20 protein-coding genes are annotated in these 26,186 nt (G+C 73.6%); 13 read left to right on the top strand and 7 right to left on the bottom strand.

The window, feature by feature from the left end:
- The 4 genes from AB0M28_RS32035 to AB0M28_RS32020 all read left to right on the top strand — a co-directional run.
- On the top strand, window positions 1-1,327 hold a 1,327-nt coding region (locus AB0M28_RS32035; RefSeq protein ID WP_365412787.1), incomplete at its 5' end, for a hypothetical protein.
- A gap of 35 nt (window positions 1,328-1,362) precedes the next feature.
- A complete protein-coding gene (locus AB0M28_RS32030) occupies window positions 1,363-3,450 on the top strand; it encodes a hypothetical protein (RefSeq protein ID WP_365412785.1) in 2,088 nt (695 codons plus the stop codon).
- Window positions 3,447-5,039 (top strand): Hsp70 family protein, encoded by a 1,593-nt coding sequence (locus AB0M28_RS32025; protein WP_365412783.1) that lies wholly within the window; start codon window positions 3,447-3,449, stop codon window positions 5,037-5,039. Before AB0M28_RS32030 ends, AB0M28_RS32025 begins: the two co-directional genes overlap by 4 nt.
- Window positions 5,040-5,084: 45 nt before the next feature.
- On the top strand, window positions 5,085-5,465 hold the full coding sequence (locus tag AB0M28_RS32020; protein WP_365412781.1) for a DUF1257 domain-containing protein: 381 nt from the start codon (window positions 5,085-5,087) through the stop codon (window positions 5,463-5,465).
- A gap of 15 nt (window positions 5,466-5,480) precedes the next feature.
- Here AB0M28_RS32020 and AB0M28_RS32015 read toward each other — a convergent pair whose 3' ends face one another.
- The 4 genes from AB0M28_RS32015 to AB0M28_RS32000 form a co-directional block, all read right to left on the bottom strand.
- Window positions 5,481-6,032: a DUF1707 and FHA domain-containing protein gene (locus tag AB0M28_RS32015; RefSeq protein WP_365412779.1), complete on the bottom strand. Its 552-nt coding sequence runs from the start codon at window positions 6,030-6,032 to the stop codon at window positions 5,481-5,483.
- An 80-nt stretch (window positions 6,033-6,112) separates the two neighbouring features.
- Window positions 6,113-7,141 carry an FKBP-type peptidyl-prolyl cis-trans isomerase gene (locus tag AB0M28_RS32010; protein ID WP_365412777.1) on the bottom strand — a complete coding sequence of 343 codons (1,029 nt, stop codon included), beginning with the start codon at window positions 7,139-7,141 and terminating at the stop codon, window positions 6,113-6,115.
- 108 nt (window positions 7,142-7,249) lie between these two features.
- Complete coding sequence (locus AB0M28_RS32005; RefSeq protein ID WP_365412776.1) at window positions 7,250-7,462, bottom strand: hypothetical protein; 213 nt, start codon at window positions 7,460-7,462, stop codon at window positions 7,250-7,252.
- A complete protein-coding gene (locus AB0M28_RS32000; protein ID WP_365412774.1) occupies window positions 7,426-13,680 on the bottom strand; it encodes a DNRLRE domain-containing protein in 6,255 nt (2,084 codons plus the stop codon). Before AB0M28_RS32000 ends, AB0M28_RS32005 begins: the two co-directional genes overlap by 37 nt.
- Before the next feature lie 556 nt (window positions 13,681-14,236).
- Between AB0M28_RS32000 and AB0M28_RS31995 the strand changes: the two genes are divergently transcribed.
- From AB0M28_RS31995 to AB0M28_RS31985, 3 genes are all read left to right on the top strand, one after another.
- A complete protein-coding gene (locus AB0M28_RS31995; protein WP_365412772.1) occupies window positions 14,237-15,268 on the top strand; it encodes an alpha/beta hydrolase in 1,032 nt (343 codons plus the stop codon).
- Window positions 15,265-16,722, top strand: coding sequence for a carboxylesterase family protein (locus AB0M28_RS31990; RefSeq protein WP_365412770.1), 1,458 nt, complete (start codon window positions 15,265-15,267; stop codon window positions 16,720-16,722). Before AB0M28_RS31995 ends, AB0M28_RS31990 begins: the two co-directional genes overlap by 4 nt.
- 149 nt (window positions 16,723-16,871) lie before the next feature.
- A complete protein-coding gene (locus AB0M28_RS31985; protein ID WP_365412768.1) occupies window positions 16,872-17,252 on the top strand; it encodes a DUF6223 family protein in 381 nt (126 codons plus the stop codon).
- Here the strand turns inward: AB0M28_RS31985 and AB0M28_RS31980 are convergent.
- Entirely contained in the window at window positions 17,227-18,255 is a 1,029-nt protein-coding gene (locus AB0M28_RS31980; protein ID WP_365412766.1) for an alpha-hydroxy acid oxidase, read from the bottom strand. The genes AB0M28_RS31985 and AB0M28_RS31980 overlap by 26 nt on opposite strands.
- A 124-nt stretch (window positions 18,256-18,379) precedes the next feature.
- Between AB0M28_RS31980 and AB0M28_RS31975 the strand changes: the two genes are divergently transcribed.
- On the top strand, window positions 18,380-19,012 hold the full coding sequence (locus AB0M28_RS31975; protein ID WP_365412764.1) for an NIPSNAP family protein: 633 nt from the start codon (window positions 18,380-18,382) through the stop codon (window positions 19,010-19,012).
- 13 nt (window positions 19,013-19,025) lie between these two features.
- On the opposite strand, the gene AB0M28_RS31970 is transcribed toward AB0M28_RS31975, so the two are convergent.
- Together AB0M28_RS31970 and AB0M28_RS31965 are read right to left on the bottom strand one after the other, a co-directional pair.
- Window positions 19,026-19,481, bottom strand: a complete 456-nt coding sequence (locus AB0M28_RS31970) for an NUDIX domain-containing protein (RefSeq protein WP_365412762.1) — start codon at window positions 19,479-19,481, stop codon at window positions 19,026-19,028.
- A complete protein-coding gene (locus AB0M28_RS31965) occupies window positions 19,478-19,921 on the bottom strand; it encodes a YdeI/OmpD-associated family protein (RefSeq protein ID WP_365412760.1) in 444 nt (147 codons plus the stop codon). The genes AB0M28_RS31970 and AB0M28_RS31965 overlap by 4 nt, the downstream gene beginning before the upstream one ends.
- A 180-nt stretch (window positions 19,922-20,101) precedes the next feature.
- Here AB0M28_RS31965 and AB0M28_RS31960 point away from each other — a divergent pair, with 180 nt between their 5' ends.
- The 5 genes from AB0M28_RS31960 to AB0M28_RS31940 all read left to right on the top strand — a co-directional run bounded on the left by AB0M28_RS31960 (window position 20,102) and on the right by AB0M28_RS31940 (window position 26,110).
- A complete protein-coding gene (locus tag AB0M28_RS31960; RefSeq protein ID WP_365412758.1) occupies window positions 20,102-21,142 on the top strand; it encodes a LacI family DNA-binding transcriptional regulator in 1,041 nt (346 codons plus the stop codon).
- Between the two features lie 81 nt (window positions 21,143-21,223).
- Window positions 21,224-22,561, top strand: a complete 1,338-nt coding sequence (locus AB0M28_RS31955) for an ABC transporter substrate-binding protein (RefSeq protein ID WP_365412756.1) — start codon at window positions 21,224-21,226, stop codon at window positions 22,559-22,561.
- A 7-nt stretch (window positions 22,562-22,568) separates the two neighbouring features.
- Complete coding sequence (locus AB0M28_RS31950; protein WP_365412754.1) at window positions 22,569-23,519, top strand: sugar ABC transporter permease; 951 nt, start codon at window positions 22,569-22,571, stop codon at window positions 23,517-23,519.
- A complete protein-coding gene (locus AB0M28_RS31945; RefSeq protein ID WP_365412752.1) occupies window positions 23,516-24,394 on the top strand; it encodes a carbohydrate ABC transporter permease in 879 nt (292 codons plus the stop codon). Before AB0M28_RS31950 ends, AB0M28_RS31945 begins: the two co-directional genes overlap by 4 nt.
- A gap of 63 nt (window positions 24,395-24,457) precedes the next feature.
- Window positions 24,458-26,110 carry an FAD-dependent oxidoreductase gene (locus AB0M28_RS31940; protein WP_365412751.1) on the top strand — a complete coding sequence of 551 codons (1,653 nt, stop codon included), beginning with the start codon at window positions 24,458-24,460 and terminating at the stop codon, window positions 26,108-26,110.
- The last annotated feature ends 76 nt before the right edge of the window (window positions 26,111-26,186 follow it).

The following is a 26,186-nucleotide window of genomic DNA, read 5'->3' as shown; positions in this document are numbered from 1 at the left end:
CCCGCCGGCGGAACGCGCCGGGGGGCCGACTGCGGACGGCGCCGGGGCGCCCGCCGGGTACGCCGTACTGCGGGCGGCCGACGCCGCGCGGATCGCCGCCGCGCACGAGACGCTGCTGCGCCCGCAGGAGCACCTGGTGCGGTTCGGACCGGGTGACCAGAGGACGGCCGAGGCGGTACGGGTCTCCGCCGACGGGCGGACGGTGGCCGCGCTGCTGCGCAACCGGGCCGGCGACCGCTGGCATGCGGCGGTGTTCAGGCTGCCGGACGGCGAGCGGCCGGCCGAGACCGAGCTCGCCATGGGGCGGCTCACCCGGCACGTGTACGGCGACAGCCCGGATCTCGTCCGGCTGGGCGCGGGGTTCGCGGTGGCCGGCGACCTCGGCGTGACGCTGGTGACCGGCAGCGGCACTCAGCCCTCTCCCGTCGTCCCGTGGCAGACGGTCGTCCCGGAGCTGCGCCCCGCCCCGGAGCACGCGTGCATCGGCCTGCACGGACTGCCCGACGGCAACGCCCTCGCCGTCTTCGCCCCGACGTGGCGCGCGCACGACGCACCCGGCGTCTGCGTCCGCCTCGACCCCGGGCTGCGGCCCCTGCACGTGGAGCGGTTCCCCGCCGCGGCGGTCGCCGAACGGGGCCGCAGACAGTCGGTCGCCGGTCCCGACGGCACTCGCGTCGCCATCCGGACCGACGACGTCCACACGGTGCACCAGCTGAACGGCGGTCCCACGCACCGGATATGGATCCCCCAGCCGGCGTCGTACAGCCCCACCGCGGCGGTCTTCACGGACGACGACACGCTCGCCGTACTCGCCCCCGACCGGATCTGGGTACGCCACCTCACCCCCGACGGACCGCGCAGCCTGCACGCCGCGGACGTCTCGTGCGATCCGCGGCAGGGGTTCACGGCGTACGACGGACTGCTCCTGTTCCGCGACCGGCCGGACGGCGCCCTGGTGGCGGTGCGGGCGGACACCCTCGCCCCGGCGAAGGCGCCGCCGGCCGCCGGTGACAACTGGCTCGACGGCACCCCCGACGGCCACTGCCTCACCTCCGGCGGCAGGGACGAACTCCGCGTCGCTCTGCGCCGAACGGACGCCCTCCACGGGCTCGCTCGACGGCCGTTGGAGGAGCTGGAGGCAGGCGATCTGGCCCTGCTGGAGGCGGAGTTGCGGCGGGACGGCCTGTCCCGCGGTGTACGGGAGTACGGCGAGCTGCTGCGCGCGTGCCTGCTGCTGCGGTTCGGGGACGAGGTGGCGGTGCGGGCGGACGTCAGGGGGGCGGCCGAGGACGTGGCCGTACGACCGGACACCGGCGGACGTCGGTGATCACCCGGTTTCGCCGGTGGCGGCAGGCGCGTGGCGTGTGGGCCTCCAGCCTGGAATGGCAGGCCCGGCGGGGCGAGTTGTGGACCCTTGAGACCGACACCCTCGCCGTACGCCGGCTGCTGCGCCGGGCACGGCGCGACGAGGGCGCGCGGACCACGCTGTGGAGGCTGTGGCTGGCGGCGCCGGACGGGGACGAGCAGATCTGGGCGGTGGTGAAGGCCCTTCCCGCCCCGCGCATCGCGGGGAACCCGGGCCGGGCGGGGAACCCGCGCGCCTCCGAGAACCCGGGTCACGCGGACGGCCCGGCCGCGGTGGAGCTCTCCGCCGCCGTCCTCGCCGCGCTGGGCAGCCCCGAGGCCCTGCTGCCGCCGCTGCGGAGGGAGTCGCTGCGGTACGCCACCTGGGAGCGCCACCCGGTGGGGGCGGCGGCCCGGGCGCTGATCGCCCGCCACCCGTCGCCGGAGCTGGTGGACGAGGTGTGCGAGATGGCGCTGGACCTGGAGCATCTCGCGGAGCTGTGCCGGGCGGAGGGGTTCGTTCCCTCCGACGAGCTGCGCCGGGCGGTGTTCCTCGTCCGTACCGGCCGGTTCGCGCAGCTGCACGCCCAGGATCCGGACGGCGTCCTGCTGCGGGCCGCCTACCTGCGGGAGAGCCCACCGGAGCGGGCCGTGCTACGGGACGCGCTGGTGGCCGCCGGGGAGCTGGAGCTGGTGCGCGGGCTCACCGGCGAGGCGCCGCGCGCGTACGCGTCGAAGGCCCGGGATCCGCGTGAACTGGCGCGCCTGCTGTGGCGGCTGCCGCTGGCCGAGGCCGTCGCGACCGTGCACGACGTACCCGGCGACGTGACGGCGGACCACCCCCGGCTGCGGCTGCTGCGGGACGCCGACGCCGAGCGCACCGCCCGGGCGCACGCCGAGCTGACGCGCCCGGCCGCCCGTGAGATCCCCCTGGCCGACGGCGGCCGGGACGTAAAGGCGTTCGCGACGTCCTACGACGGCACGGCCCTGGGCGTCGTCCGCCTTGACAGCCGCGGACGCTGGGTGCTGACCGTCGTCGGCCTGCCGGACGGCCGCGCACGGTTCACGTCCGTCATCCCCTTGCCCACCTCCCCGTGGGGCTCGGGTGGACCGCTGTACGCGGCGGGCGGCGCCGACGGACGCTGGGTGGTCGCGACCGGCGACCAGGTGACGTCGACGGGGGCGGGCGGCGAGGCCGAGACGGCCTCGCGCGCGTGGCGGGACGTGCTCGGGGCGGGGCCGCCGACCCCTCGGGGCACTCCCGGATGCCGGGCGCTGCGCGCACTGCCCCAGGGCGGATACCTCACCGTGTTCGTGCCCTCCGACGGCGCCGACCGCACCCTGGTCCGTCTCGATCCGGACCTGCGTCCTGTCGACTTCACGCACATCGGGTCCCCGCACTCCCATGTCCACCTGCAGGCGGTCAGTCCGTCGGGAGCCCAGGTCGTCACCGGGAACAGCGGCTCCCTCCTGCTGCACGACCTCGGCGGCGGCCCCACCCGTGAACTGCGGCTTCCGGTCCCCGAACACGAGACCTTCCTGACCCGGGTCGTCTTCCCCTCCGAGGACACGCTCGCGGTGGTCGCCACCGACCGGGTCTGGCTGCGCCGCCTCACCCCGGACGGCCCGCGGGCCCTGTGTTCGGCGAAGGTGCGCTGCGAACCGTTCTGGGGAGTGACGGTGTACGACGGAACGATCCTGACCGGCGACGGCACCGGCGCCGTCGCCCTGCGCGCCGACTCCCTCACCCCCGTACCGCTGCCCGTGGAACTCCCGGGATGGCGGCACGAGATCATGGAGTGCGGGCCCGACCGCCGCCGCCTGGTGCTGGCGGGCCAGGCCCGGGTCAAGGTGTTCAGCCTCCCCGACTCGGTGCTCGCGCGGCTCGCCCGGCGGCCGCTCGCGTCACTGGGGGTGCGGGACATCGCCCTGCTGGACGAGGAGGTGGCCGGACGCGTGCGCGTCCATGCGGACCGCCGCCTGGCGCGCCTGCTGCGCGCGTGCGCGGAGTTGAACGCGGGGGATCACGTGAACGTGCGGCGGTCGCCGGCGGCCGCGGATCCCGACGCGGTTTCGGTACGCCCCACCGACAAGGACCGCATATGACCGAACGCATCGGCCTGGACTTCGGCACCGCCAACACCGTCGTGGCCCGCTGGGACCCGGCGGCCGGCGCCGCGGTGCCGCTGGGGCTGGGCGCGGTGGAGCGGGTCCGCGAGGCGGGCGGGGTGCTGCAGCGGGTCGTACCGTCGCTCATCGCGTACGACGGCGGGTCCGGGCGGCGGCTGATCGGCGAGCAGGCGCGGGAACGCGACGCCGAGGGTGACCCGTTCGTCTTCCGCGGCACGAAGAGCTGCCTGGCCGGCCATGTGGTGGACGTCCCCCGGCAGATCGGTGAGCAGCGGATCACCGCCCGCCGGGCCGCGACCGACTATCTGGCGGACCTGATGGCCCTGGCGCGGCTGTCGGCGTCGTCCGAGGAGCTGGAGATCGTCGCCACGGCGCCCGTGGAGTCCTTCGACCCGTACCGCGACTGGCTGGTGCGCGAGGTCGGCGGCGCGCTGCCGGGCACGCGGCTGCGCGTGGTGGACGAGGCCACCGCCGCGGCGGCCGGGTACGGGGCGCGGCTGGCGCCCGGGGCGCTGTTCTGCGTGGTGGACTTCGGGGCGGGGACCCTGGACGTGTCCGTCGTACGGGTGGAGGAGCCCAGCTCCCGCGGCTCGGGGGTGCGGGCGGTGGCGAAGGCCGGCGCCGATCTGGGCGGCACGCACCTCGACGCGCTGCTGGCCCGGTACGTCCTGGAGCGGCACGAACGGGCGCGCGGACCCGTCGAACCCGCTGCCCGCAACCGCCTGCTGCGGCGGCTGCTGCCGGCGGCGGAGGACGCCAAGATCGCCCTGACCGGCCGGCAGGAGGCGGTGGTGGAGGACGAGGCGACGGGCCTGCGGCAGGTACTCGACCGCCCGGCCTTCGCCGCGCTGCTGCGTGAGCACGACGTGCTCGGCCGCTTCGGCCGGGTGCTGCGCCGCGCCCTCGACCAGGCGGCGGGGCTGGGCTGCCGTACCGACGACGTCGAGCAGGTGCTGCTCGTCGGCGGCAGCTGCCTGATCCCGGCCGTGCAGGACGTCGCCGCGCTGTCGTTCCGGCCCGGGGTGCTGCGCGTGGAGCGTCCGCTGGAGGCCGTGGCGGCCGGTGCCGCGGCCATCGCGGGCGGGCACGAGCTGCACGACCACATCCAGCACGACTACGCGCTGCGGCATCTCGACACGGATCGGGGCGCGTACGCCTTCGAGACGATCGTGCCGTCCGGCACCCCGTACCCGAGCGAGGGTCCCGTCTCCGCCCTCACCGTCACCGCGATCCGCGACGGCCAGGACCGGCTGGGGCTGTCCGTACACGAGCTGACGCACGCCACGGGGCGCGACGCGGACGCGGCACTGGAGATCGTGTACGACTCACGGGGCGGCGCCCGCGTCCTGCCGGTCACCGAACAGGCCCGCGGCGAACGCGCCACGCTGTGGCTCAACGAGGACAGCCCCACCTTCCTCACCGCCGAACCGCCCGCCCGCGCCGGGGAGGACTGCTTCCGCGTCGAGTTCCACGTCGACGGGGCGAAGCGCCTCACCGTGCACGCGTACGACCTGCGCCGCCACCGGTGGGCCCTGCGGGGCCTGCCGGTCGTCCAACTGTCCTGACCCTGCCGAGTCGTCCCCCTGTCCTGACCCGTCGAGAGGCCCGCGATGTCCCACTTCACCCGCGTCCGCACCCGGTTCACCGACCGCGAGCTGCTGCTCACCGCCCTCGCCGACGTCGGCCACCCCGACGCGGAGGTCCACGAGCGGCCCGTACGCCTGCGCAACACCTGGGGGAACAGCTCCGAGGCGGAGATCGTCGTGCGGGCGCCCCAGGCGGACTTCGGCTTCACCCGTGCCGACGACGGCAGCTACGCGCTGGTCGCCGACGGGTACGCGCTGCGGACGGACGCGTTCCGGCAGCGGCTGGCCCGCGCCTACGGCCACGCGGCGGCGCTGCGCTACGCGATGGAGCAGGGCTTCGAGGTCACGGAGGACGCGGAACAGCAGGACGGCACGCGGCGGTTGATGCTCCGCAGGACCGTCTGACGGCGTCCGGCGCGGCTACCGGCCCGTGAGCCGGAAGCGCGTCGTGCCGAAGCCGATCTGGTCCCCGGGCCGCACCGGCGCCGAGCCGGTGATCCGGTGGGTGTTGACGAACGTGCCGTTCGTCGACCCGAGGTCGCGCAGCACCCACAGCCCGCTCCGGCACATCAGCTCCGCGTGCACGCGCGAGACGGTGTCGTGCATCAGCCGCAGCCCGTTCGCCGGATCGCGCCCGATGCGCAGGGGGTACGGCCGGGGCGCGGGCAGCATGAGCGGCGGCAGCTTCTCCGTCTGCCAGGCCGTCCGCACGCGTACGCCGAAGGCCGACGCCTTCGCCACCGAGCCGACGACCGCCCGGGTGAAGCGCCCCTCCCGCGGCAGGTCCGCGGTCAGGGCGTCCAGCTGCTCCCGCCCGCGCGCGACGAACACGAGTTCCATCCGGCGCAGAAAGGTGTCCTGCGACAGCAGGCCCTGCGCCGCGCCCTCCCGCAGCTGCTCCAGCACGCGGTCCCGGTCGCGGTCCGAGACCCGCACCAGTCCGGCCTGCGTCGGGAACTCGTATGCGGTCATTCCTGGATTGTCGGGGCGGCGGCGGACCCTGTCCAGATCGGCCCGTCACGATCGTGCCACAAGCACCGTCTGACCTGGACCTACACGACCCCCAGCACGTCCACGACCGAGACCACCGCCGCGTTCGCCGGTACCCCGCGGGGCGGATGTGCGCCGTACGCCATGGTGGCCGGGATGACGATCAGCAGGCGGGTGCCCGCGTGGCGGCCGGTCAGGGCTCGGTCCCAGGCGGGCAGGAGGTTTCCCCGGCCGGTCGTCGTCACGAGGGGGGCGCCGTCGGCGCTCGAGCTCATGAACAGGGCGGCCTTGTCCCTGCCTGTCTGGCCTTCCCAGGCCGCCGACGAGTGCTGCAGGACCGCCGTGCTGCCCGCCTTGATCACGGGGCCGGTGCCTGTCACCAGCTCCCTGACCATCAGGGTCTTCGGGGCGGCACGGTCGGGCACGGCGATGGCCGCGGAGCCGTCGGTGGAGTCCGTGCGGACAGCCGGCAGCTTTGGGGGCACGGCTGCTTGCCGCCCCTGCACGAGGGACGACTTGGCGATCCTCTTCACGACGTCGACCACGAACACCACCGTGTCCCTGGGCGATACGCCGAGGTCCTTGTTCCCCGTCGTGCCGTACGCCGCGGCCGGTGGTGCGACGACCAGGACGCGGCTGCCCTCGCGGCGGCCCCTCACCGCCTGGTCGAGTGCGGGGAGGGCCGCGCCCCTGCCGACGGTGAAGACCTTCGGGTGCGCTCCCGCGTCGTAGGTGCCGGCTGTCTGTCTGCCCGTGCGCCAGACGACCGCGGCGTAGTCGACGACGACCGCGTCCCCGGGGCGGGCCGCGGGGCCCTGCCCCTCCTTCAGGGGGGCCACGACGAAGTTGCCGGTCGGCTTCGCCTCGGGGATCGTCACCGACGGCCGGTCGCCGAACGCTCCCGTTACGCGCGGGAGCACGCGGTCCGTGGCCACCGTCTTCGGGGCGGGGACGGTGGGCGTCGTCACCGACGGCGCCGGCAGCGGGCGCCGGTAGCCGTCCGGAGCCGGGTCGTTGGGATCGTCGCCGCCGCCGCACGCGGAGAGCAGCGCCAGGGCGGCCACCAGCAGGAGCGAATGGATTCTGCGCACGCTGATCCCTTCGGAGGAGTCGGGCCACGCGGTGGGGCGGTCGACGGACGACCACCCCACCGGTGGCACTGGTCACGCGGTCACGCGGTCACGCGGCCGCGCGGTTGCCTAGCGGCGCATGCGGCGCGCCACGTCCCTGCCGAACCCGGCGGCGGCGAACGCCATCACCAGGGCGAGCCACCAGTCCCGCTGGACCGTGAACGTCACGGCCAGAGCGAGCAGGACGGACGCGGCGACGAGCTCCGCCACCAGCGGGAGGTACCGGCGCCGGGCCGGCGCACGGCTCAGCATCGGCGGGGCCAGATCGTCGGGGGGATCCACCAGCCCGATGTGGTGCCGCCGACGATGATCGTCGTACACATGCCTCTGGCGACGGCGTAACCGGAGACGACGACGAAGTACCACAGGTACGCCCGCAGGGCCAGGATGGCGATCTGCAGACCCTTGTGGGACTTGATGACCGGCAGGTCCTTGACCCAGCTGAGGAATCCGAGTGCGGATCCGGTGCCGTACGCGACCCACCTCGTCTCCCTCTTGGTCAGGTAGAACTTGATCCACCAGACGGGCGACCACCAGCGCTTCCACCACGACCAGCTCAGCGCGCCGGTGACGTCCGTGCAGGAGACGGGCTCACCGCCGCAGTAGTCGTACGCGTTGGCGTTGCCGCCCGGGACCGGGTCGACGGACAGGAACCGGCCCTGCGACGGGTCGTACAGCCGGACGCCCATGAGGACGGCGCCGGTCGCCGTCTCGGCCGAGCGCTGATCGCCGCCGAGCCAGCCGTACCGGGCGGACTGGGCGGTGGCGTTTCCGTACTCGTCGTAGGCGAGTGCGACGGGCGCCTTGCCGGCGTCCAGCGGGAGCTGGACGGTGACGTCGCGGTGGATGTTGGTGAGTTGCAGGACGGTGTCACCGGTGGCGCCGGTGGTGGCGTCGAGGCCGCCGCCGAGGCCGGGGACGTTGCGGATGACGGTGCCGGAGCCGTCCTCCTTGATCCAGGTGGGGCTGTCGCAGCCGCAGCCGTAGTGGTTGGTCTTCGCGCTGTCCTGGGTCCAGGTGGCACCGCCGTCACCGGTGCTCTCGGTGGTCCAGGAGGCGAGGCGGCCCGCCGGGTCCAGCGCCCAGGTCTGCCGGGTGCTGCCGGTGGTCTGGCGCTGCACCAGATCGTTGGCGTAGTAGCCGATGACGGCGCCGGAGGCCTGGGTGGTGGTGCGGCCGAAGGCGTCGTAGCCGGTGCCCTGGTTCACCAGCCGGTCCGCGCTGTCGTAGGTGTTGGTCACCGTGGTGGCGCCGGTGGAGGTGCAGGCGGCGCCGGGGGCACCCGTGGCGGTGGCCAGGGTGGTGCGGTTGCTGTTCTTGTCGAAGCCGTAACTCCTGCGGGTGCAGGCGCCGTCCGGCGCCGTGTCGTCGGCCTGGACGAGGCGGCCGGTGGTGTCGTAGCCGTAGTCGCGGGTACGTGTCTGGCCGCCCGTGTCGCTGCCGGTGACCGGCTGCCCGTGGACGGAGTGGTCGGTGACGTCCGAGGCGACCACGGTGTTGTCGCTGTCACGGGTGTAGACCCGGGCGTACTCCTGGCCCGTCTCGTCCCTGGAGGTGCTGAGGCCGTAGCCGCCGGGGAGCTGCTGGGTGGTCAGGTTCGCGTCCGCGTCGTAGCGCGCGCCGAAGGTGCCCGCGACCGAGTCGGTACGGGAGGTCTCCAGGCCGCGCGGGTCGATGACGGTGTCGTAGCTGAAGGTGGTGGTGGAGGGGGCCGAGTCGGTGATCGTGGCGGGCCGGTCGAGCCGGTCCCACGCGGTGGTCGCGGTGTTGCCCGCTCCGTCGCTGTAGGAGAGTTCCCGGCCGAGCAGGTCGGTGGTGTGGGTGATGGTCCGCCCGTTGGACGAGGTGGTGGCCACCTTGCCGCTGTCGGGGTCGTAGGTGGTGGTGACGTCCGGCACCGGGGTGCCCGAGCCGCCCGTGACGGAGACCTTGGTGGTGCGTCCGGCGCCGTCGGTGCCGGTGGTGGTGGCGCGGGTGACACCGTTCGCCGTCTCGGTGACCTTGGCGATGGTGCCCCAGCGGTCGTACTCGATTGTCTTGACGGGCAGTTGGCCGGGGTTGGAGCCGCCGCCGGTGATCGCCCCGGCGGGGCCGGTGCTGCACGCCAGGTCCGCCCACTCGGGGCGGCCGTCGCACGGACCGGTGCCGGTGGCCGAGTAGTACGTGGTGACGGTGGCGCCGGCGTCGGTGCCGTCGGACTTCGGCAGCGTCGTCCTGATGACGCGGCCCTGGCTGTCGTACGACGTGGTCTTGGTCAGGTTCAGCCCGTCCGGGTCGCCGGTGGTGGAGGTGGGCAGCCCCTTGCTCCAGTCGTAGCCGAACCGCGTGGTGCGGGTGTCGGCGTCCGCCGCGTAGCCGTCGACGTACGCGCCGGCGGTGACGGTGGTGGGCATGTCGGCCACCGCGGCGGTGCCGTCGGTGGGCCGGCCCTCGTCATAGGCGGTGACGGTGTGCTGACGGGCCGGGACCTCGCTGCCCGCGGGCAGGTCGGTGCCGCCCGCACCGGCCTGGAGCGCGCCGGTGAGCGTGATCAGGTGCAGCGGGCCCGACTCCTCGAGCTTGCGCTGGCCGTCGCCGGAGTAGACGTGCTCGGTGGACAGCTGCCGGGCGCGCTCCGCGGTGCCGGAGCCGTTCAGGCCCAGCCGGGTCAGCCTCTGCAGACCGGTGCCGGAGGTCGCCAGGGCGAGCTCCCGGTTGCCCGCGGTGAGTTCGCGCACGGTGTTGCCGAGGTGGTCGTACTCGGTGGTGGTGATGTGGCCGCCGGGTTCGGCCGAGTTCACCTCCCGCCCGGACGCGTCGGTGTAGCTGACCGTGGCGCGGGTGTACGCGGCCGAGGTCAGGGACGATCCGTCGTGCGAGGCGGGTACCGCGTCGGCGGGGAAGACCGCCGTGGCGTCCGTGGGCACGTCGCCCTGCCCCCATGCGGAGACATCGGTGGCGCTCATCGGGTACGGGGCCTTCGTGCCGGTCAGCGGCACGTCGTAGACCACCGAGGTGACCGCGTCGGCGCCGTCCGTCTCCGTCTTCGAACCCGGCTTGAGCGTCGGGCGCGAGGCGGCGAGCAGCATGCCGTCGCCGGCCGTGGCCGCGCCGCCGGCCCGGCCGTAGGTGAAGGTCCACGGCAACTGCCCGGGCGGGGTCAGGGTGGCGACCCGGCCGGAGCCGTCGTACGTGTAGACCGTCTTCAGCGCCGGGGAGATCCGCGGGTCCCAGGTCTCGCGGAGCCGGCCGGCGTCGTCGTACGCGTAACCCGCGACCGCGGTCGCGTCGGCCGCGGTGGCGCCCGGTGCCGTCGTCCACACCTTGATCTGCTTCACCCGGCCGGTGAAGTCGCCGAGGGCGGCGGAGGTGGCGGTGGTGGACGTCGCGTAGACGAACTCCAGCACCCGGCAGCCCTTGGCCGACGGCGTGCTCTGGCAGGTGCCCGCCGCGACGGCGGACGTGGGGGCGATGACGTACTTGGGGCGGGCGAGGGTCTCGCTGCCCGAGACGACCTTCTCCGAGACGACGCTCGTGGTGGAGTTGGCGGTGGGCAGGGAGACGGAGGACACCTGCCAGGTGGCCGCGGCCGGATCGACCTTGGCGAAGGCGGTGGTGACGCCGTCCGTCTCCTTCAGGGTGAACGACCCGGTGAGGGTGCCGGTCAGGGTCAGGTTCTGCGCACCGGGCTCGGCCTTCCAGCCACCGGCGGAGGTGGCGGTGAAGCCGGTCTCCAGACCGTCCACGCCCACCACCGCGACCGACGTCGCGGACGTCTGGCGGAGGTAGGACCACGTCGACTGCGCCAGCTCCGCGGCGGTGCCGGAGAGCCACTGCGAGCCGAAGACGGCCACCTGGCCGTCGGCGTCCGCGCCGGCGGTCGGTGCCCGCGAGGAGGCGGTACGGGAGACACCCATGCCGAACACGGCGGCGTCGGTGGCCGGGATACGCAGGTCACCGGTGAGCGCGTTGACCGTACCCGGGCCGACGCCGATGACCGGTGCGGATCCGACCTCGCGGTCGACGGTCACCGTCTCGGACGGGGAGTAGCCGGTGGTGGTGCCGTCGGTGAAGGCCGCACGGATGTCGACGGGACCGTCCTCCGCGAGGCTGGTGGTGATGTTCCAGACCAGGGCCGGCGGCGCGCCGCCCGGAGCCGCGAGCGGCCAGGCGGTCACGGGCGAGCCGTCGCCGTTCCTCGACACGTCCGCCGCCGGCACGGTCTTCCACGTGTCGGTCTCGCCGCGGCGGTACTGGTAGGTCACCCCGGTGTAGGTCGACTTGCCCGTCGCGGCCAGCGCGACCCGCCGGGCCGGCCGGTCGCCGTCGCGCGGGGCGAGCAGGGCCGCGCCGTCCGAGCCGACACCGAAGCTGTACTGGGTGGTCGCCGTGGACAGGTTGCCGCCGGAGTCGATGGTCCTGGCGTACAGGGTGTGCCAGCCGTCACCGGGGGTTACGGAGATGGTGAGCGGGTCGCCGCCGGTACCGTCAGCGGTGTCGTCGGTCCGCTGGGCCATGGAGGCGTCGTCCAGCCCCCACCGGAAGCCCTGTCCGTCGGTCGAGGTGGTGTCCAGGGTGCACGACACCGCGCCCCCGGCCTTCGCCGACCAGGTGCTGGCCGGGTACTCCGGGCAGGAGACGGTCGGCGCCGCGGGCAGCACCGTGTTCAGGATGAACGTGGTGTACCCGGACCAGGCCCCGTAGTCGGTGCCGTCGTGGCCCCGGGTCCGGTAGCGCAGGTGCGAGCCGGCCGGGAAGGCGTTGGCCGCGGGCACGGTCAGGGTGGAGGTGGAGCCGGACGCCACCGACGTACCGGTGGCGGTGTAGCTGTAGGTGGTGTCGTTGTAGGCGGGGTCGGGGCTGATCTCGAACTGGGCGCTCGCGCTGCCGCCGTCCGCGTCGGTGACCTTCGCCGAGAACACCGGCGTCAGCGACGTCACGTACCGGTAGCCGTTGTAGGCGTTGACCGTCGACGGGGAGACCGCCGCGGAAGCGGTCGTGGCGTACGAGTTGTACGTCACCACCAGCTTCGGCGCGTACCCGGCGGTCGTGTAGTTCGCGGAGCGGAACCGCCGCCAGGTGGTCGAGTCGGTCTCGGTGGCCGCCCGGAGCTGGACGCCGTAGTTGGCGGCACCGCCCGCCCAGGACTGCACCATCGACCGCATGCTCCAGTTCGACCAGGTCGCCGGGCAGGACGAGTTGTAGCCCCAGTGCCCGGTGTTGGTCGCCATGTCGGCGGTGGTGGTCGCCGGCTGCGCTCCCCAGGTGATCGAGCTGGACGACCACGTGGAGGTGATGCGGCGGGCCTGGGTGGCCGCCCCGGTGGTGGCACAGGTCGACGAGTAGTAGTTGTACAGCGACATCACGGCGTCGATGACGTGCTTGCCGGTGAACTGCGACACGTCGAACTTCAGATACGAGCGCGCCACGTCGCTGCCGGCGTCGTAGGTGCCCGACTTCAGCTCCTGCGAGCTGATCTGCGAGTCCGGGTAGTCCGGGTTCTGCACCCACGTGTCGGTGGTGACCGCCAGCGTGGTGGTCGGGTCCACGGTCACCGGCCAGGTCAGATCGGTCCGGGCCAGGAACTCCGGGTCCGGGGTCAGCACCAGGGTCTGGGCCCCGTCCGCCGCGGTCTCGATCTTCGTGTCCACGGGGGCGACGTGGGCGGACTCACCGGACGCGGGGTCCTTGGAGGCGTCCCACATCCGGGGGGCGGGTGCCTCGGCGACGAGCTTTCCGGCCTTGTCCTTGAGCAGGAGATGCCCCGAGGCCGCGGCCGAGAGGGTCAGGCCCTTGAGGTGCAGGGGCATTCGGTAGGAGAGGGGCTTGTCGGGGGTCTGGGTGTTGGAGGGCTGAGCGTTGGAGGGCTGGGCGTCGGGGGCGTGGGCGAGGTCGATGACCTGGGAGAAGCCCTGGGCCAACGCCGTCGCCCGCAGTGTCTGCCCGTCACCCAGGTCGTACGAGGCGGTCGAGCCCTTCACGGACGGGGCGGGCAGGGACTCCGCCCAGCCCAGGCCGAACGACACGGCGCCCTTCGTGACCGACGCCAGCTGCCGGTCCCCACCGCCGGACACGGCGATGTCGGCCGCCGCTGCTCTGGGCGTCAGCTTCGCGCCGGCGTCGGTCAGTTCGGTGTCGATGGTCTGCCAGGTGCCGCCCTTGAACACGCGCACCGGCCCCGCGAACACCTCGGTCTGCAGCGCCCCGGAGGGTAAGGCCCACGTCGTCGAGTCGGCCGTACGCTTCGACAGCACCTCGATCCTGCGGTCTTGCAGCCGGGCCGTCAGCACCGCCGAGGCCTCGTCCTTGGCCTCGGCGGGTCCACGTGCGGCGGCGGGGGCGGCGGCGGCCGCGGCCGGCCGGTCCACGGCGACCACGACGCCGCTCTGCGCCAGCACCAGCGCGGACTCGGCCATCAGCACCAGCGACAGTACGCCCGCGACGCGGCGTACGGCTGGGGTCGTTCGGGGTATGCGGGACCGGATGGATCTGGGCCACGCCTGCAGGCGTGCTCGACTCATCTGTAACTCCACTGTGCAGAAGGGATGTTGTTGTGGAGGGCGGATCCATGGTCCGTGTCGATCACGCGGCGCGCTTTACCCGGGTCATGAACCGGTCAAGGAGAGGCAAAGAGTCGAGGTCGGGTCGCGACGGCGCGTGATGGGTGACGGGTCGTCGGGCCGACGGGGTGGGCGCGCAGATGGCCATGATCTGAACACCCGGAGCGGCCACCTCCGGGGAGGTGCGCGGGTTCACGCGCGAGGTATGACGCGTTCATGTCGGCATCGCCGAACTTTGCAGAGCCTTTAGCGAATTTGATGCCATTGACATCTAAAGGCGACACATCCGACACACGGTTCGGCTTGGTTCCTGGCTGTACGTCGCCTCCTACGCTGCGTGATCAGGGCGGGGTTGCGTGAGGGCGGGGTGTGTGCGGGCGCGTTGTACGGCGACCTCCATGTGCGGTGCGGGTCTTGTGGAGGATGCGCACATGTCGGTCGGCTCGCTCCTCGTCTACCGTGCGTCCTCGGCCCCGTCAGGGGCGTCGCGTCCCTTGAGCGGAAGAGAGGGCCCCGTATGACCGTCAGCGGTATCCGCACCCGGCGGGTGCGCACCGAGCGGCTCGGCGTGCAGATCAGTGACGTCCGGGACGCGGGTGAGCCCGTCGTCTTCGTGCACGGCAACGTGTCCTCCTCCGTCTTCTGGCATTCCACGCTGCCCCTGCTGCCCGAGCGTTTCCGGCCCGTCGCACCGGATCTGCGGGGGTTCGGCGGTTCCGATCCGCTGGCCGTCGACGCCACCCGCGGGCTGCGCGATCACGCGGACGATCTCGCGGGGCTGCTGGACGCGCTCGGGATCGGGCAGGCGCATCTGGTGGGGTGGTCCATGGGCGGCGGGGTCGTCATGCAGTACCTGTGCGACCGGCCCGGCGCGGTGCGTTCCGTGACGCTCGTCAATCCGGTGTCCCCGTACGGATACGGCGGCACGCGGGGCGTCGAGGGGACGCTCAACTCCCCCGACGGGGCCGGCTCCGGCGGCGGCACGGCCAACCCCGCGTTCGTCGAGGCCCTCGCCAAGGGCGACCGCGGGGAGGAGACGGCCGTCTCGCCCCGCACGGTGCTCGTCAACTGCTACGGCAAGGCGCCTTGGCGACCCGACGAGGAGGACGCCTACGTCGAGTCCATGCTCACCACACGGACCGGCGCCGACCACTACCCGGGTGACAGCACGGCGTCCGGCTCCTGGCCCGGCGTCGCGCCCGGCACCCGGGGCGTCCTCAACTCCATGTCCCCGCTCTACCTCCGGCTCGACGCCCTTCCCCTCGTGGAGCCGAAGCCGCCGGTGCTGTGGATCCGCGGGGAGGACGACGTCATCGTGTCCGACGGGTCGCTGTTCGACCTCGCGCATCTGGGCGCCGTCGGCGCGGTGCCCGGCTGGGACGGTACGCCCGCGCAGCCGATGGTCGCGCAGACACGTGCGGTGCTGGCACGTTACGCCGCCGGGGGCGGGTCCGTGCGGGAGGTCGCCGTCGCGGAGGCCGGGCACGCGGTGCACCTGGAGCGGCCGGAGGAGTTCCTGGCGGCGCTGCTGGAGGTCCTCTCGGCGTGACCCCCGCCCTCGCCGCCACCGCACACGGCGCCGCGCGCGGCCGTCTCGCACCGGACGGTGTCGCGTCCTTCCTCGGCGTGCCGTACGCCGCGCCGCCCTTCGGTCCGCGCCGTTTCCGCGCTCCCGTCCCGCCCGAGCCGTGGACCGGCGTACGCGACGCCACCGCGTACGGGCCCACCGCGCCGCACGCCCCGTACGCGCCGCCGTTCGACGCTCTCATCCCGGAGGGCGTGATCCCGGGCGATGACTGCCTGAACGTCAACGTGTGGACGCCGGCCCCCGCGCCGGGCACGGGGCTGCCGGTGCTGGTCTGGCTGCACGGCGGGGCGTTCACCAACGGCGCGGGCTCCGTCCCGGCGTACGACGGCTCCGCCTTCGCCCGCGACGGGGTCGTGTGCGTCACCGTCAACTACCGGCTGGCGGCGGACGGTTTCCTGCGCCTGCCCGGCGTGCCCGACAACCGCGGGCTGCTGGACCAGGTCGCCGCGCTGGAGTGGGTGCGCGACAATATCGCCTCCTTCGGCGGCGATCCGGACCGGGTGACCGTCTGCGGCGAGTCGGCGGGCGCGATGAGCATCGGCGTGCTGCTGGCCTCCGGCCGGGCCCGGGGGTTGTTCCGCCGGGCGGTCCTGCAGAGCGGGGCCTGCCACCACTTCCTGCGGCCCGCGTCCGCCGGGCGGATCACGGCGTACCTGGCCGCGAAGCTCGGCGTCGAGCCGACGGCGTCCGCGTTCGCTGCGGTGCCCCTGGCCGAGCTGCTGCCCGCCGCGGCGGCGCTGCGCGGCGAGATGGGCCCGCGGCCCGATCCGGCGCTGTGGGGCGAGGCGGCGCTGAACATCATGCCGTTCGAGCCGGTGGCGACCGGCCTCGAACTGCCCGGCCCCGACTGCGGTGTCGACCTCCTCGTCGGCAGCAACCGCGAGGAGTACCGCCTGTTCCTGGTGACGACCGGGCGGCTGGAAGCGGTCACCCGGGCACAAGTGCGGGCGGCGGCCGGCGCCTACGGACTTCCCCCCGACGAGGCGCTCGCCGTCTACCGGGCCGGCAGGCCCGGGGCCCTCCCCGGCGAGCTGCTGGACGCGGTGGCGACGGACTGGTTCTACCGGATCCCCGCGATCCGGCTCGCGGAGTCCGTCCCCGGCTCGCACGTGTACGAATTCGCTTGGCGTTCCCCGGCGTTCGCCAGCCGTCTCGGCGCGTGCCACGCCCTGGAGCTGGGCTTCGTCTTCGACCGCCTGGCCGATCCGTCGTACGCGCCGATGCTCGGCGCGGATCCGCCGCAGGCGCTCGCGGACGAGATGCACGGCGCGTGGGTCGCGTTCGCGACGTCGGGCGACCCGGGCTGGCCGGCGTACGACACGGACCGCCGTACGACACGGGTCTTCGGCGACACCCCGGCCCTGGCGGACGACCCGCGCGGGGCGGAACGCCGGCTCTGGGACGGCGTGCGGTGACGCCTCCGCGGGGGCCCTACTGCGGGCGCAGTAGCCGGCTTCCGCCGACGCGGCAGCGCGAAGTGTCTGCGGCCGGCGGACGACCGGGGACGGGTCCGGCCGACACCATCGGGACCACAACCGATCGAACAAGGAGCAGGAGTCCCGACATGTCAGCAACGAGCGCGATCACCTTGGCCGCCGCGTACGACCTGACCTCCGGCCGCCTCGCCGCGTCCCTGTCCGCACTGGTGGGGCTGGCCGGGGTGATCGTCGGCGGGCTGGTGCTCGCCGGAGCCCACGGCCGGATCGGCATCCGGTCGGAGCGGACCGGCGCCACCGCGGCACTGGCGGCGGGCGTCGTCGCCCTGGTCGCCGGCGGCGTGGTCATCGCCACCGCCGACGGCGGGGTCGGCAGCGGCAGCGGCCTGGCCGGCGCGTACGTCGCCGTCGTCCTCGGTCTGGCCGCCGCGGTCATCGGCGGGCTGGCCCGCGGCCGCTCGCGCCGCGCCGGTGCGCAGACCGTCAGCCCGCGACGAGGTCGCGGGTGACGGACGCCAGGTCCGGCGCCCCCGCCAGGGCCATCGCGTGCGCCAGCTCCGGGGTGAGCTCCGTGAGCAGGCGCCGTACCCCCTCCGCACCGTCCACCGCCAGCGCCCACAGCGGCGGCCGTCCGACGAACACCGCCGTCGCGCCCAGCGCGAGCGCGGTGAGCACATGGTGGCCGTCGCGGACGCCGCCGTCGACGTAGAGCTCGGCGGCCGTGTCCGCCAGCGCCTCGGCGACCGGCCCCAGCGCGCGGGCCGTCGCGAGCGCGCCGTCCAGCTGCCGGCCGCCGTGGTTGGAGACCCACACCGCCGAGGCACCGGCGGCCACGCACGCGCGGGCGTCGTCCGCCCGCAGCACCCCCTTCACCACCACCGGCAGACCGGTGGCGGTGCGCAGCCAGTCGATGTCGGCCGGCGTGAGGTCCGCCGCCTTCTCCAGCCGTGACTCGTCCTCTCCGCCCCAGTCGACGTTGACCAGCAGGTGCTCCGGCGGGACGGAGTCCCACACGCTCGGCCCCGAGTCGTACTTCCGCCCCACGACCGGGGTGTCCGCGGTGAGCACCACCGCCCGTGCACCCGCCGCACGCGCCCGCCCCAGCATCTCCGCGGTGAGCCCGCGGTCGCGCAGCACGTACGCCTGCACCCACCACGGCGCGCCGCCGGCGAGGGACGCGAACGGCGTCCCGGCGTTGCTCGACACGCACACCAGCGAGCCCGCGCCCGAGGCCCCGCGCAGCATGGCCGCCTCGCCCTCCGCGTGGGCCTGCCGCTGCAGCGTCGAGGGGGCGACGAGGACGGGCGTGTCCACCGGTGTGCCCAGCACCGAGGTGCGGGTGGAGACGGCGCTGACGTCCCGCAGGACGTGGGGCAGCAGCCGGAAGCCGTTCCAGGCCTCCTCGGCCTCCGCGGCCGACCGGCCCGCGCCGGCGCCCTGCTGGAAGTACGCCAGCACCGGCGGCGGCAGCCGCCGCCCGGCCTCGGACGCGAGTGAGTCGATCCAGCGCATACGGCTTCCTTCCGGGGGCGTTCGCTCCTCGGTCATCCGGGCCGCGCTTCCCTGACGGTAGGTGTCAGGGGAGTGCGCCTACGGTGGCTCGCGACCGGAGTCCCCCTGTGAGATCGGTACGGATATGAGCATCGTCGAACTGCGCCAGTACACCCTGCTGCCGGGCAGACGGGAAGCGCTCGTCACCCTCTTCGAACGCGAGTTCGTGACCGGCCAGGAGGCGGTGGGTATCAGGGTCGGGGACCGCTTCCGGGACCTGGACGCCCCCGACCGCTTCGTGTGGCTGCGCCACTTTCCCGGCATGGCCGACCGGGCCGCGGGCCTTGCCGCCTTCTACGAGCGCGGGCCCGTCTGGCGGGAGTTCGGGCCGGAGGCCAACGCCACGATGCTCGACTCGGACGACGTGCTCCTGCTCCGCGGCGAGCCCTTCACCACGCCCTCCGACGCGAGCTCGGTCACGGGCTGGGTCTGCCATCCGGCCGACCCGGACGCCTTCGCGGCGTTCTTCGCCGCGCACGTGCGCCCCGCCCTGGAGGCGGGAGGCACGCCGCCGCTCACGACCCTGCGGACCGAGCACGCGGAGAACGACTACCCGCGCCTGCCCGTCCGCACCGGCGAGGACGTCTTCGTCTGGTTCACCGCCCACCGGGACGCGGACGACCGCGACTCCTCCCTCACCACCGTCGGGAAGCTGCTCGCCGACGCCGACATGGTGCGCGACCCGCAGGTGCTGAGGCTGAGCCCCGTCCGGGGATGAACCCCGCCGCCGGTCAGACAACGGCCTCGCCGTGGATGAGCTCGCGGTGCGACTCCTGCAGCCCTTCGGGCAGTTCGTCCGGCGTGCACCACCGCGCCTCGAGGATCTCGAACGGGTCGATGCGCAGTTCACCGCCGACCAGCCGCGCCTCGTACGCCACCTCGACCCGCAGCCGGTAACCGCTGTTGAGGCGTACGAGCCGGCCGGGCTCCACGTCGAGCCCGGTCTCCTCCTTCACCTCCCGTACGACGGTGTCGGGGAACGCCTCCCCCGCGGCGGCACAGCCCGTGGGCAGCCCCCACGGATGCCTCGGCGACCACAGGCGGTGCCGCAGCAGCAGCACCCGCCCCTGGTCGTCGCGCACCACACCGGTGACGCCGACGACGAACTTGGCGTGCGCCAGCCACAGGATCCGCCACTGCGCGCGCCCGCGCAGCCTGCGCCATATGCCGGCCGCGAGCCGCTTCACGACCCCTCCTGCCGCAGCTCCGCGAGGGCCGCCTCGATACGCCGCTGCCGCGTCTCGGCCTTCTTCGCGCCGTCGACGGCGAGCACCAGCTGCCGTCTGCGGCTGTAGGACAGACCGTCGTACGCGGCCCGGGCGGCCGGATCGGCGTCCAGCGCACGGGCCAGGTCCTCGGGCTCGGTGACGACCCGGGGCTCGGTGTCGAGCACCAGCTCGACCTCCACCTCGTCGCCGGTGTCGACGCCCGCCGCCTGCCGGTTGGCGTTGCTGAGGCCGAGCAGGTTGCGGCCGCGCATGATGGCGACCCGGCTCTTCCACGTGTGCCCGTTGACCGTGATGACCACCGGGGGCCGCGCGCCCCCGCCGAGGGCCTCGACCACCTCCGCCGGAACCTCCAGGCCCCGCATGCGCTCCGGTGGCTCGACCAGTGTTCGGAACTTCATCATCCGCTCCCGCCGCCTCGCGTGTGTCGACGCCCGTCCTATCAGCTGCCGGTGACAGCCCGCGGGTACGACACCGCCGGACGCGCCCTCGTACGACCGATCCTCGCGCAACCCATTGACACGCCCGCCGCCGCCCCCCAAGGTGTCTCCCTAATACGTATTAGGGGAGGCGCGAGACGCATGGCGGACGCGGTGCACCGGCCCAGTCAGCGCGACATCGCGCGGCTCGCCGGCGTGTCCCAGGCCGCCGTGTCCATGGTGGTCAACGGCAAGGCCGACGAGAACGGCATCGCCGAGTCCACCCAGCGCAAGGTGCGCGAGGCCATGCGGGAGCTCGGATACGTCTCGAACGTCGCCGGGCGCGCCCTGCGCGGCGGACGCAACGGGCTGATCGGCGTGCACACCTTCGAGCGCGTCTTCCCCGTCGGACCGGAGGACTACTACCACGAGTTCCTGGTCGGCATCGAGGAGGGCGCCGTCGGCGCCGGTCAGGACCTGGTGCTGTTCGCCTCCACCCAGCGCCCCGACGGCACGCGCACGATCTACGGCAACGGCACCAACCGCCTCCGCCTCGCGGACGGTTCGGTGATCCTCGGCCTGGAGCGCAACGACGAGGAGCTGGAGCGCCTGGAACGGGAGGGCTACCCGTTCGTCTTCATCGGCCGGCGCGACGTGCCCGGTGTCCGCGCGACGTACGTGGCGGCGGACTACGCCACGGCGGTCGTGCAGGTGATGGACGCGCTGACCGCGCTGGGGCACTCCCGGATCCGCTACCTGGGCTGCGACGTACGGCGCAGCCCCCGGCAGGAACGGCTCGACGGCTACACCGAGTACGCCGAGCGCACCGGCCTGCGCCCGCCCCCGCCCAGTCTGCTGCCGGACGAAGCGGTGACGCCCGGCTGGCTGCGCGGCCTGCTGGCGGAGGGGACGACCGCGCTGCTGGTCGAGACGCCCGAGCTGGCGGCGGTGCTGGCCCGGGCCGCCGCCGGGGCCGGCGTGTCCGTACCGGACGAGCTGACCGTGGTCGGTCTGGAGCTGCCGCCGGCCGCCGAGCCGACGGCCGGCTGGAGCCATATCGCCGTCCCCCGCCGTGAGATGGGCGCCACGGCGGTCTCCCTGCTGCTGCGGCTGCTGGACGGCCAGGTCCCCCCGGGCCATCACGAGGTCCTGTCGTGCACCCCCCTCACCCCGGGCACGCTCGCACCCCCGCGCACCACCTGAACCCGCCGCGAGGCACGCACCAACTCCCGAAGCGTCATCGATGTGGCCGTGAGCCGCCACTTATACGAATAAGGAGAGGTCATGAGAGCACAGGGACACAGCGGCGGGCGCCGCGGCCGGACAGCCGCCGCAGCCGCCGCCGCGGCGGCGCTGCTTCTCGGCGGCTGCGGGCTGGGCGGCGGTGACAGCTCGGACAAGAGCGGCGGGAAGGGCGGCGACTCCATCTCCGTCTGGTTCCCCGGCGTCAACGAGACCGAGGTCGACCTCGTCACCCACACCATCGTGCCGCGCTTCGAGAAGGAGACCGGCGCCAAGGTCAAGGTCACGTTCGTCGACTGGCCGGACCTCTCCCCCAAGCTCAACGCCGCGTTCGCCGCGGGCACCGCGCCGGACGTCTTCGGCCACGGCCCGGCGGCCGTCGCGGACTTCGTGCACAACGACCGGCTGGAACCGCTCACCGACTACGTCGCCAAGCTCGGCCAGGGCGACCAGAAGGACATGGAGACCGCGCTGCCCGGCGGTCAGGTCGACGGCACGCAGTATCTGATGCCGCTGTCGATGCAGGGCAACCTGCTGGCGTACAAGGAGAAGGACTTCGAGCAGGCGGGATTGGACCCGGACAAGCCGCCCACCACCTGGGAGGGCGTGCTCGACGCCGCGAAGAAGCTGACCGAGCGCGACGGGGACAAGGTCACGCACGCCGGACTGCTGCTGCCGACCTCGCCGTTCGGCCTGCAGCAGACCTTCGCCACACTGCTGGGGTCGGCGGGCGGCCGGCAGATCAGCGAGGACGGCAGGAAGGCCGCGTTCAACTCCCCCGAGGGTGTCAGGGCCCTGACGTACTTCGTCGGCACCTACCAGGGCGACGGCGCCGTCGGCGACCAGCTCGGCGTCGACTACCAGTCCGCACCCACCGAGCAGCAACCGCTCGTCACCGGCGACGCGTCCATCACCGTGATGACGCCGAACGTCGCCCAGCAGGTGGCGACGGCCGAACCGGACCTGGGCCTGCGGGTGATGCCCGCACCGGGCTTCGAGGGCGGCCGGCCCGAGGCGTTCGGCGGGGCCGGCCCCGGCCTGATGATCAACAAGGACAGCGGGGCGAAGGACCTGGCCTGGAAGTTCATCGCGTACATGCTCTCGGCGAAGACCAGCGTGGAGTACACCGAGGGCGTCGGGGCCGTCCCCGCCCGGGCCTCCGCCGCGACCAGCGACTACGTCAAGAACAGCCCGGTGGTCCAGCAGTACATGAACAACGCGCCGAAGTTCGCGCCCAACCCGAACATCCCGGCCTGGACGCAGGTCCGCGACACCCTGGCCAAGCATCTGGAGCAGGCGGTGAACGGCAAGGTCGACCCGAAGGAGGCGCTGGACGCCGCCGCCGCCGAGGTCGACGGCATCCTCGCCGCGAACGGCTGATCCGCCGATGCCCTCCGCACTCACCGTCGTATCCGGCCCGCGGGACACCCGGAAGGTGCCCGCGGCGCCGGAGCGCCGCCGGCCACGGCTGCCGCGGGTCCCGCGGCGCTGGGTGGGGCTGCTGTTCGTCCTGCCCGCCGCCCTGTACCTGATCTGCTTCCAGCTGGTGCCCGTGCTGTACGGGCTCGGCCTCAGCTTCACGGAGTACAGCCCGCTCAGCCGCTCCGGCCCGCAGCCGGTGGGCCTGGAGAACTACTCCCGGCTGCTGGACAGCCCGGAGTTCGGCAGGTCGCTGCTGGTGACGGGCGAGTACGTGGCGATCGTGCTGCCCTGCACGGTGGTCGTCGCGCTGGGGCTGGCGCTGCTGGCGAAGCAGACGTTCCGCGGGGTGGGCCTCTTCCGCTCGGCCCTGTACGTACCGCACATCGTCTCGCTCACCGCGGTGAGCATGGTCTGGCTGTGGATCTACTCCCGGCACGGCCTGGTCAACGAGGCCCTCGGGCTGCTGGGGCTGCCGGAGCAGAGCTGGCTGCTGAAGGAGGGCCAGGCGCTGTTCGCCGTCTCCGGGATGCGGGTCTGGAAGGCGCTGGGCTCCAACATGGTGCTGCTGCTGGCCGGACTGCAGTCGATCCCGAAGGACCTGTACGAGGCGGCGCGGGTGGACGGCGCGGGCCGGTGGGCGTGCTTCCGCCACGTCACGCTGCCGGGGCTGCGGCCGATGCTCACCTACGTGGTGGCGATGGACATCGTCTTCCTCGCGCAGAGCTTCGCCGAGGTCTTCGTGCTGACGAAGGGCGGGCCGCTCGGCTCCACGACGACCGTCAACTACCTCGTCTACACCGAGGCGTTCCAGTACAACCGGTTCGGCAGCGCCTCCGCGATGGCCTTCGTGCTGTTCGCGTTCATCGTCGGCTTCTCGTTCCTGGCCATCCGCGGCATCGCGGGGAGGCGCTCATGACACCCACCGCCGTACGCGTCCGCCGTCGTCGCAGGGCGGGGTCCGTGGCCGCACTGGCGACCGCCGCGCTGCTCGTGCTGGTGCCCTTCCTCTGGATGGTCAGCCTGGCGTTCACGCCGGAGGAGGACGCCTTCGGGTCGGTGAGCCTGATCCCGCACCACCCCACCACCGCCAACTTCACCACCGCGTTCACCGACGCCGACCTGGACCGTGCGCTCATGAACTCGGCGGTCGTCACCGCCGTCGCCGTACTCGCCAACTGCCTGGGCGCCGTGGCCGCCGGCTACGCCTTCGCGCGGCTGCCGTTCAAGGGCAGTACACCGCTGTTCTACGTGCTGGTGTCCACGGCCGCGATCCCCGTCTCGGTGACGCTGATCCCGCTGTTCCTGATGGCCAAGAGCATGCCGCTGGCCGGCGGCAACAACCTGGCCGGCGAGGGCGGTACGGGACTGCTGGACAGCCTGGGCGGGGTGGTGCTGCCGTATCTGGTGCTGCCCATGAACATCTTCCTGTCCCGGCAGTTCTTCTCCACCGCCGATCCGGACCTGGCGGAGGCGGCCCGGATGGACGGGGCGGGCGAGTGGCGCATCTTCTGGCGCATCTATCTGCCGCTCGCCCGGCCGCTGGTGGCCGTCGTCGCGATCTTCTCGTTCACGGCGGTGTGGGACGACTTCCTGTGGCCCCTGGTCGTCAGCACCTCGCAGGAGACGCAGACCGTGCAGCTGGCGCTGGCGAGGTTCCTCGGCAGCGGCAACGTGCAGTACGGGCCGCTGATGGCGGGCGCCGTGCTCGTCACGCTGCCCGTCCTCGCCGTCTTCCTGTTCAACCAGCGGGCCTTCATCTCCGGGCTGACGGAGGGCAGCGTCAAGGGCTGACCCGTCCCCGTCCCCACCCCGCACCCCGTCCCGTACCCCCCACAGCCCCTCGAAAGGTGTCGTATGCCACAGGATGGACTCACCGCGGACCTCGTCGTCGTCGGGGGTGGGCTCGGCGGCACGGCGGCCGCCCTCACCGCCGCGCGGATGGGGCAGCGGGTGGTGCTGGTGGAGCGCTCCGACTGGCTCGGCGGACAGCTCACCAGCCAGGCGGTGCCCCCGGACGAGCACCAGTGGATCGAGACGGACCTGACCTCCCCCGGCTACCGCGAGCTGCGCGAGCGGATCCGCGACCACTACCGGCGCAACTACCCGCTGACCGCCGACGCCGCCCGCTCCGAGCACTTCAACCCCGGCTTCGGCAACGTCTCGCGGCTGTGCCACGAGCCGCGGGTGGCGGCGCTCGTCATCCAGGAGATGCTCTCCCCGCTGCTGGCCTCCGGCCGGCTCACCGTCCTCACCGCACACGAGGTCACCGCCGCGCACCGCGACGGCGACACCGTCACCGCGGTCGAGGTGCGCAGTCTGCGCTCCGGCCGGGAGACGGAGCTGCGCGGGACGCTGGTCGTCGACGCCACGGAGCTGGGCGATCTGCTGGAGCTGGCGGACGTCCCGTACGTCATCGGGGCCGAGGGCCGCGCCGACACCGGCGAACTGCACGCCCCGGAGCGGGCCGAGCCGCTGGACCAGCAGGCCGTGACGTGGGTGTGCGCCCTGGAGTTCCGCCCCGGCGAGGACCACACCGTGGACCGGCCCGAGGGGTACGCGCACTGGCGGGACACGGTCGACCCGCGCTGGCCCGGCCCGCAGCTGTCGTGGGACGACGTGGTGCCGTGGCAGCTGACGCGGCGTACGCGCCCGCTGTTCACCCGCGGCGCCGCGGACGCCGAGCTGACGACGGACTCCGACATGTGGCACTACCGCCGCGCCCTGGCCCGCCGCCACCTCTCGCCGTCGTTCGCGGGCGGCGAGATCACCCTGGTCAACTGGCCGCAGACGGACTACTGGGAGCTGCCGCTGCTCGGCGTCGACGACGCCGTCCGGCGCCGCGCCCTGGACGGCGCCCGGAGCCTCACGCTGTCGATGGTGCACTGGATGCAGACCGAGGCGCCCCGCCCCGACGGCGGCACCGGCTATCCGGAGCTGAGGCTGCGCGGCGACGTCACCGGCACCGAGGACGGGCTGGCCAAGGAGGTGTACGTCCGCGAATCGCGCCGTATCAAGGCGCTGTTCACCGTCACCGAGGGACATATCGGCCGGGCGATGCGGGGCGACGGGGCGGGCTCGGCGCTCTTCGACGACTCGGTCGGCATCGGGTACTACCGGATCGATCTGCACCCCAGCACCTCGGGCCGTACCTATGTCGACATCGACTGCTTCCCGTTCCAGATCCCGCTCGGGGCGCTGCTGCCGCAGGGCACGGAGAACCTGGTCGCCGCGTGCAAGAACATCGGCACGACGCACATCACCAACGGCGCGTACCGGCTGCATCCGGTGGAGTGGTCCATCGGCGAGGCGGCCGGCGCCCTGTCGGCGTACTGCGCGGAGACCGGCACCCGGCCGCAGGCCGTGCACGGCACGCCGCACCGGCTGGCGGACTTCCAGCACCTCCTGCGCGGGCGGCTGGGCCTCACGCTCGACTGGCCGAAGGACATCCGGGCCCCCCAGGCCCGGCACGACGCGGTGCACCGGAAGGTCACCACGCGGGCCCGCTGAGCGCGGGCCCGGCCGGAGCGGGGGGGGGGGGGGGGCGGCGGGGGGGGGGGGGGGCCCGCCGGGGGTGGGGGGTGGG

Source organism: Streptomyces sp. NPDC051940, from assembly GCF_040680895.1.
GTDB lineage: Bacteria > Actinomycetota > Actinomycetes > Streptomycetales > Streptomycetaceae > Streptomyces.
This window is presented reverse-complemented; position numbering and strand designations above follow the sequence as displayed.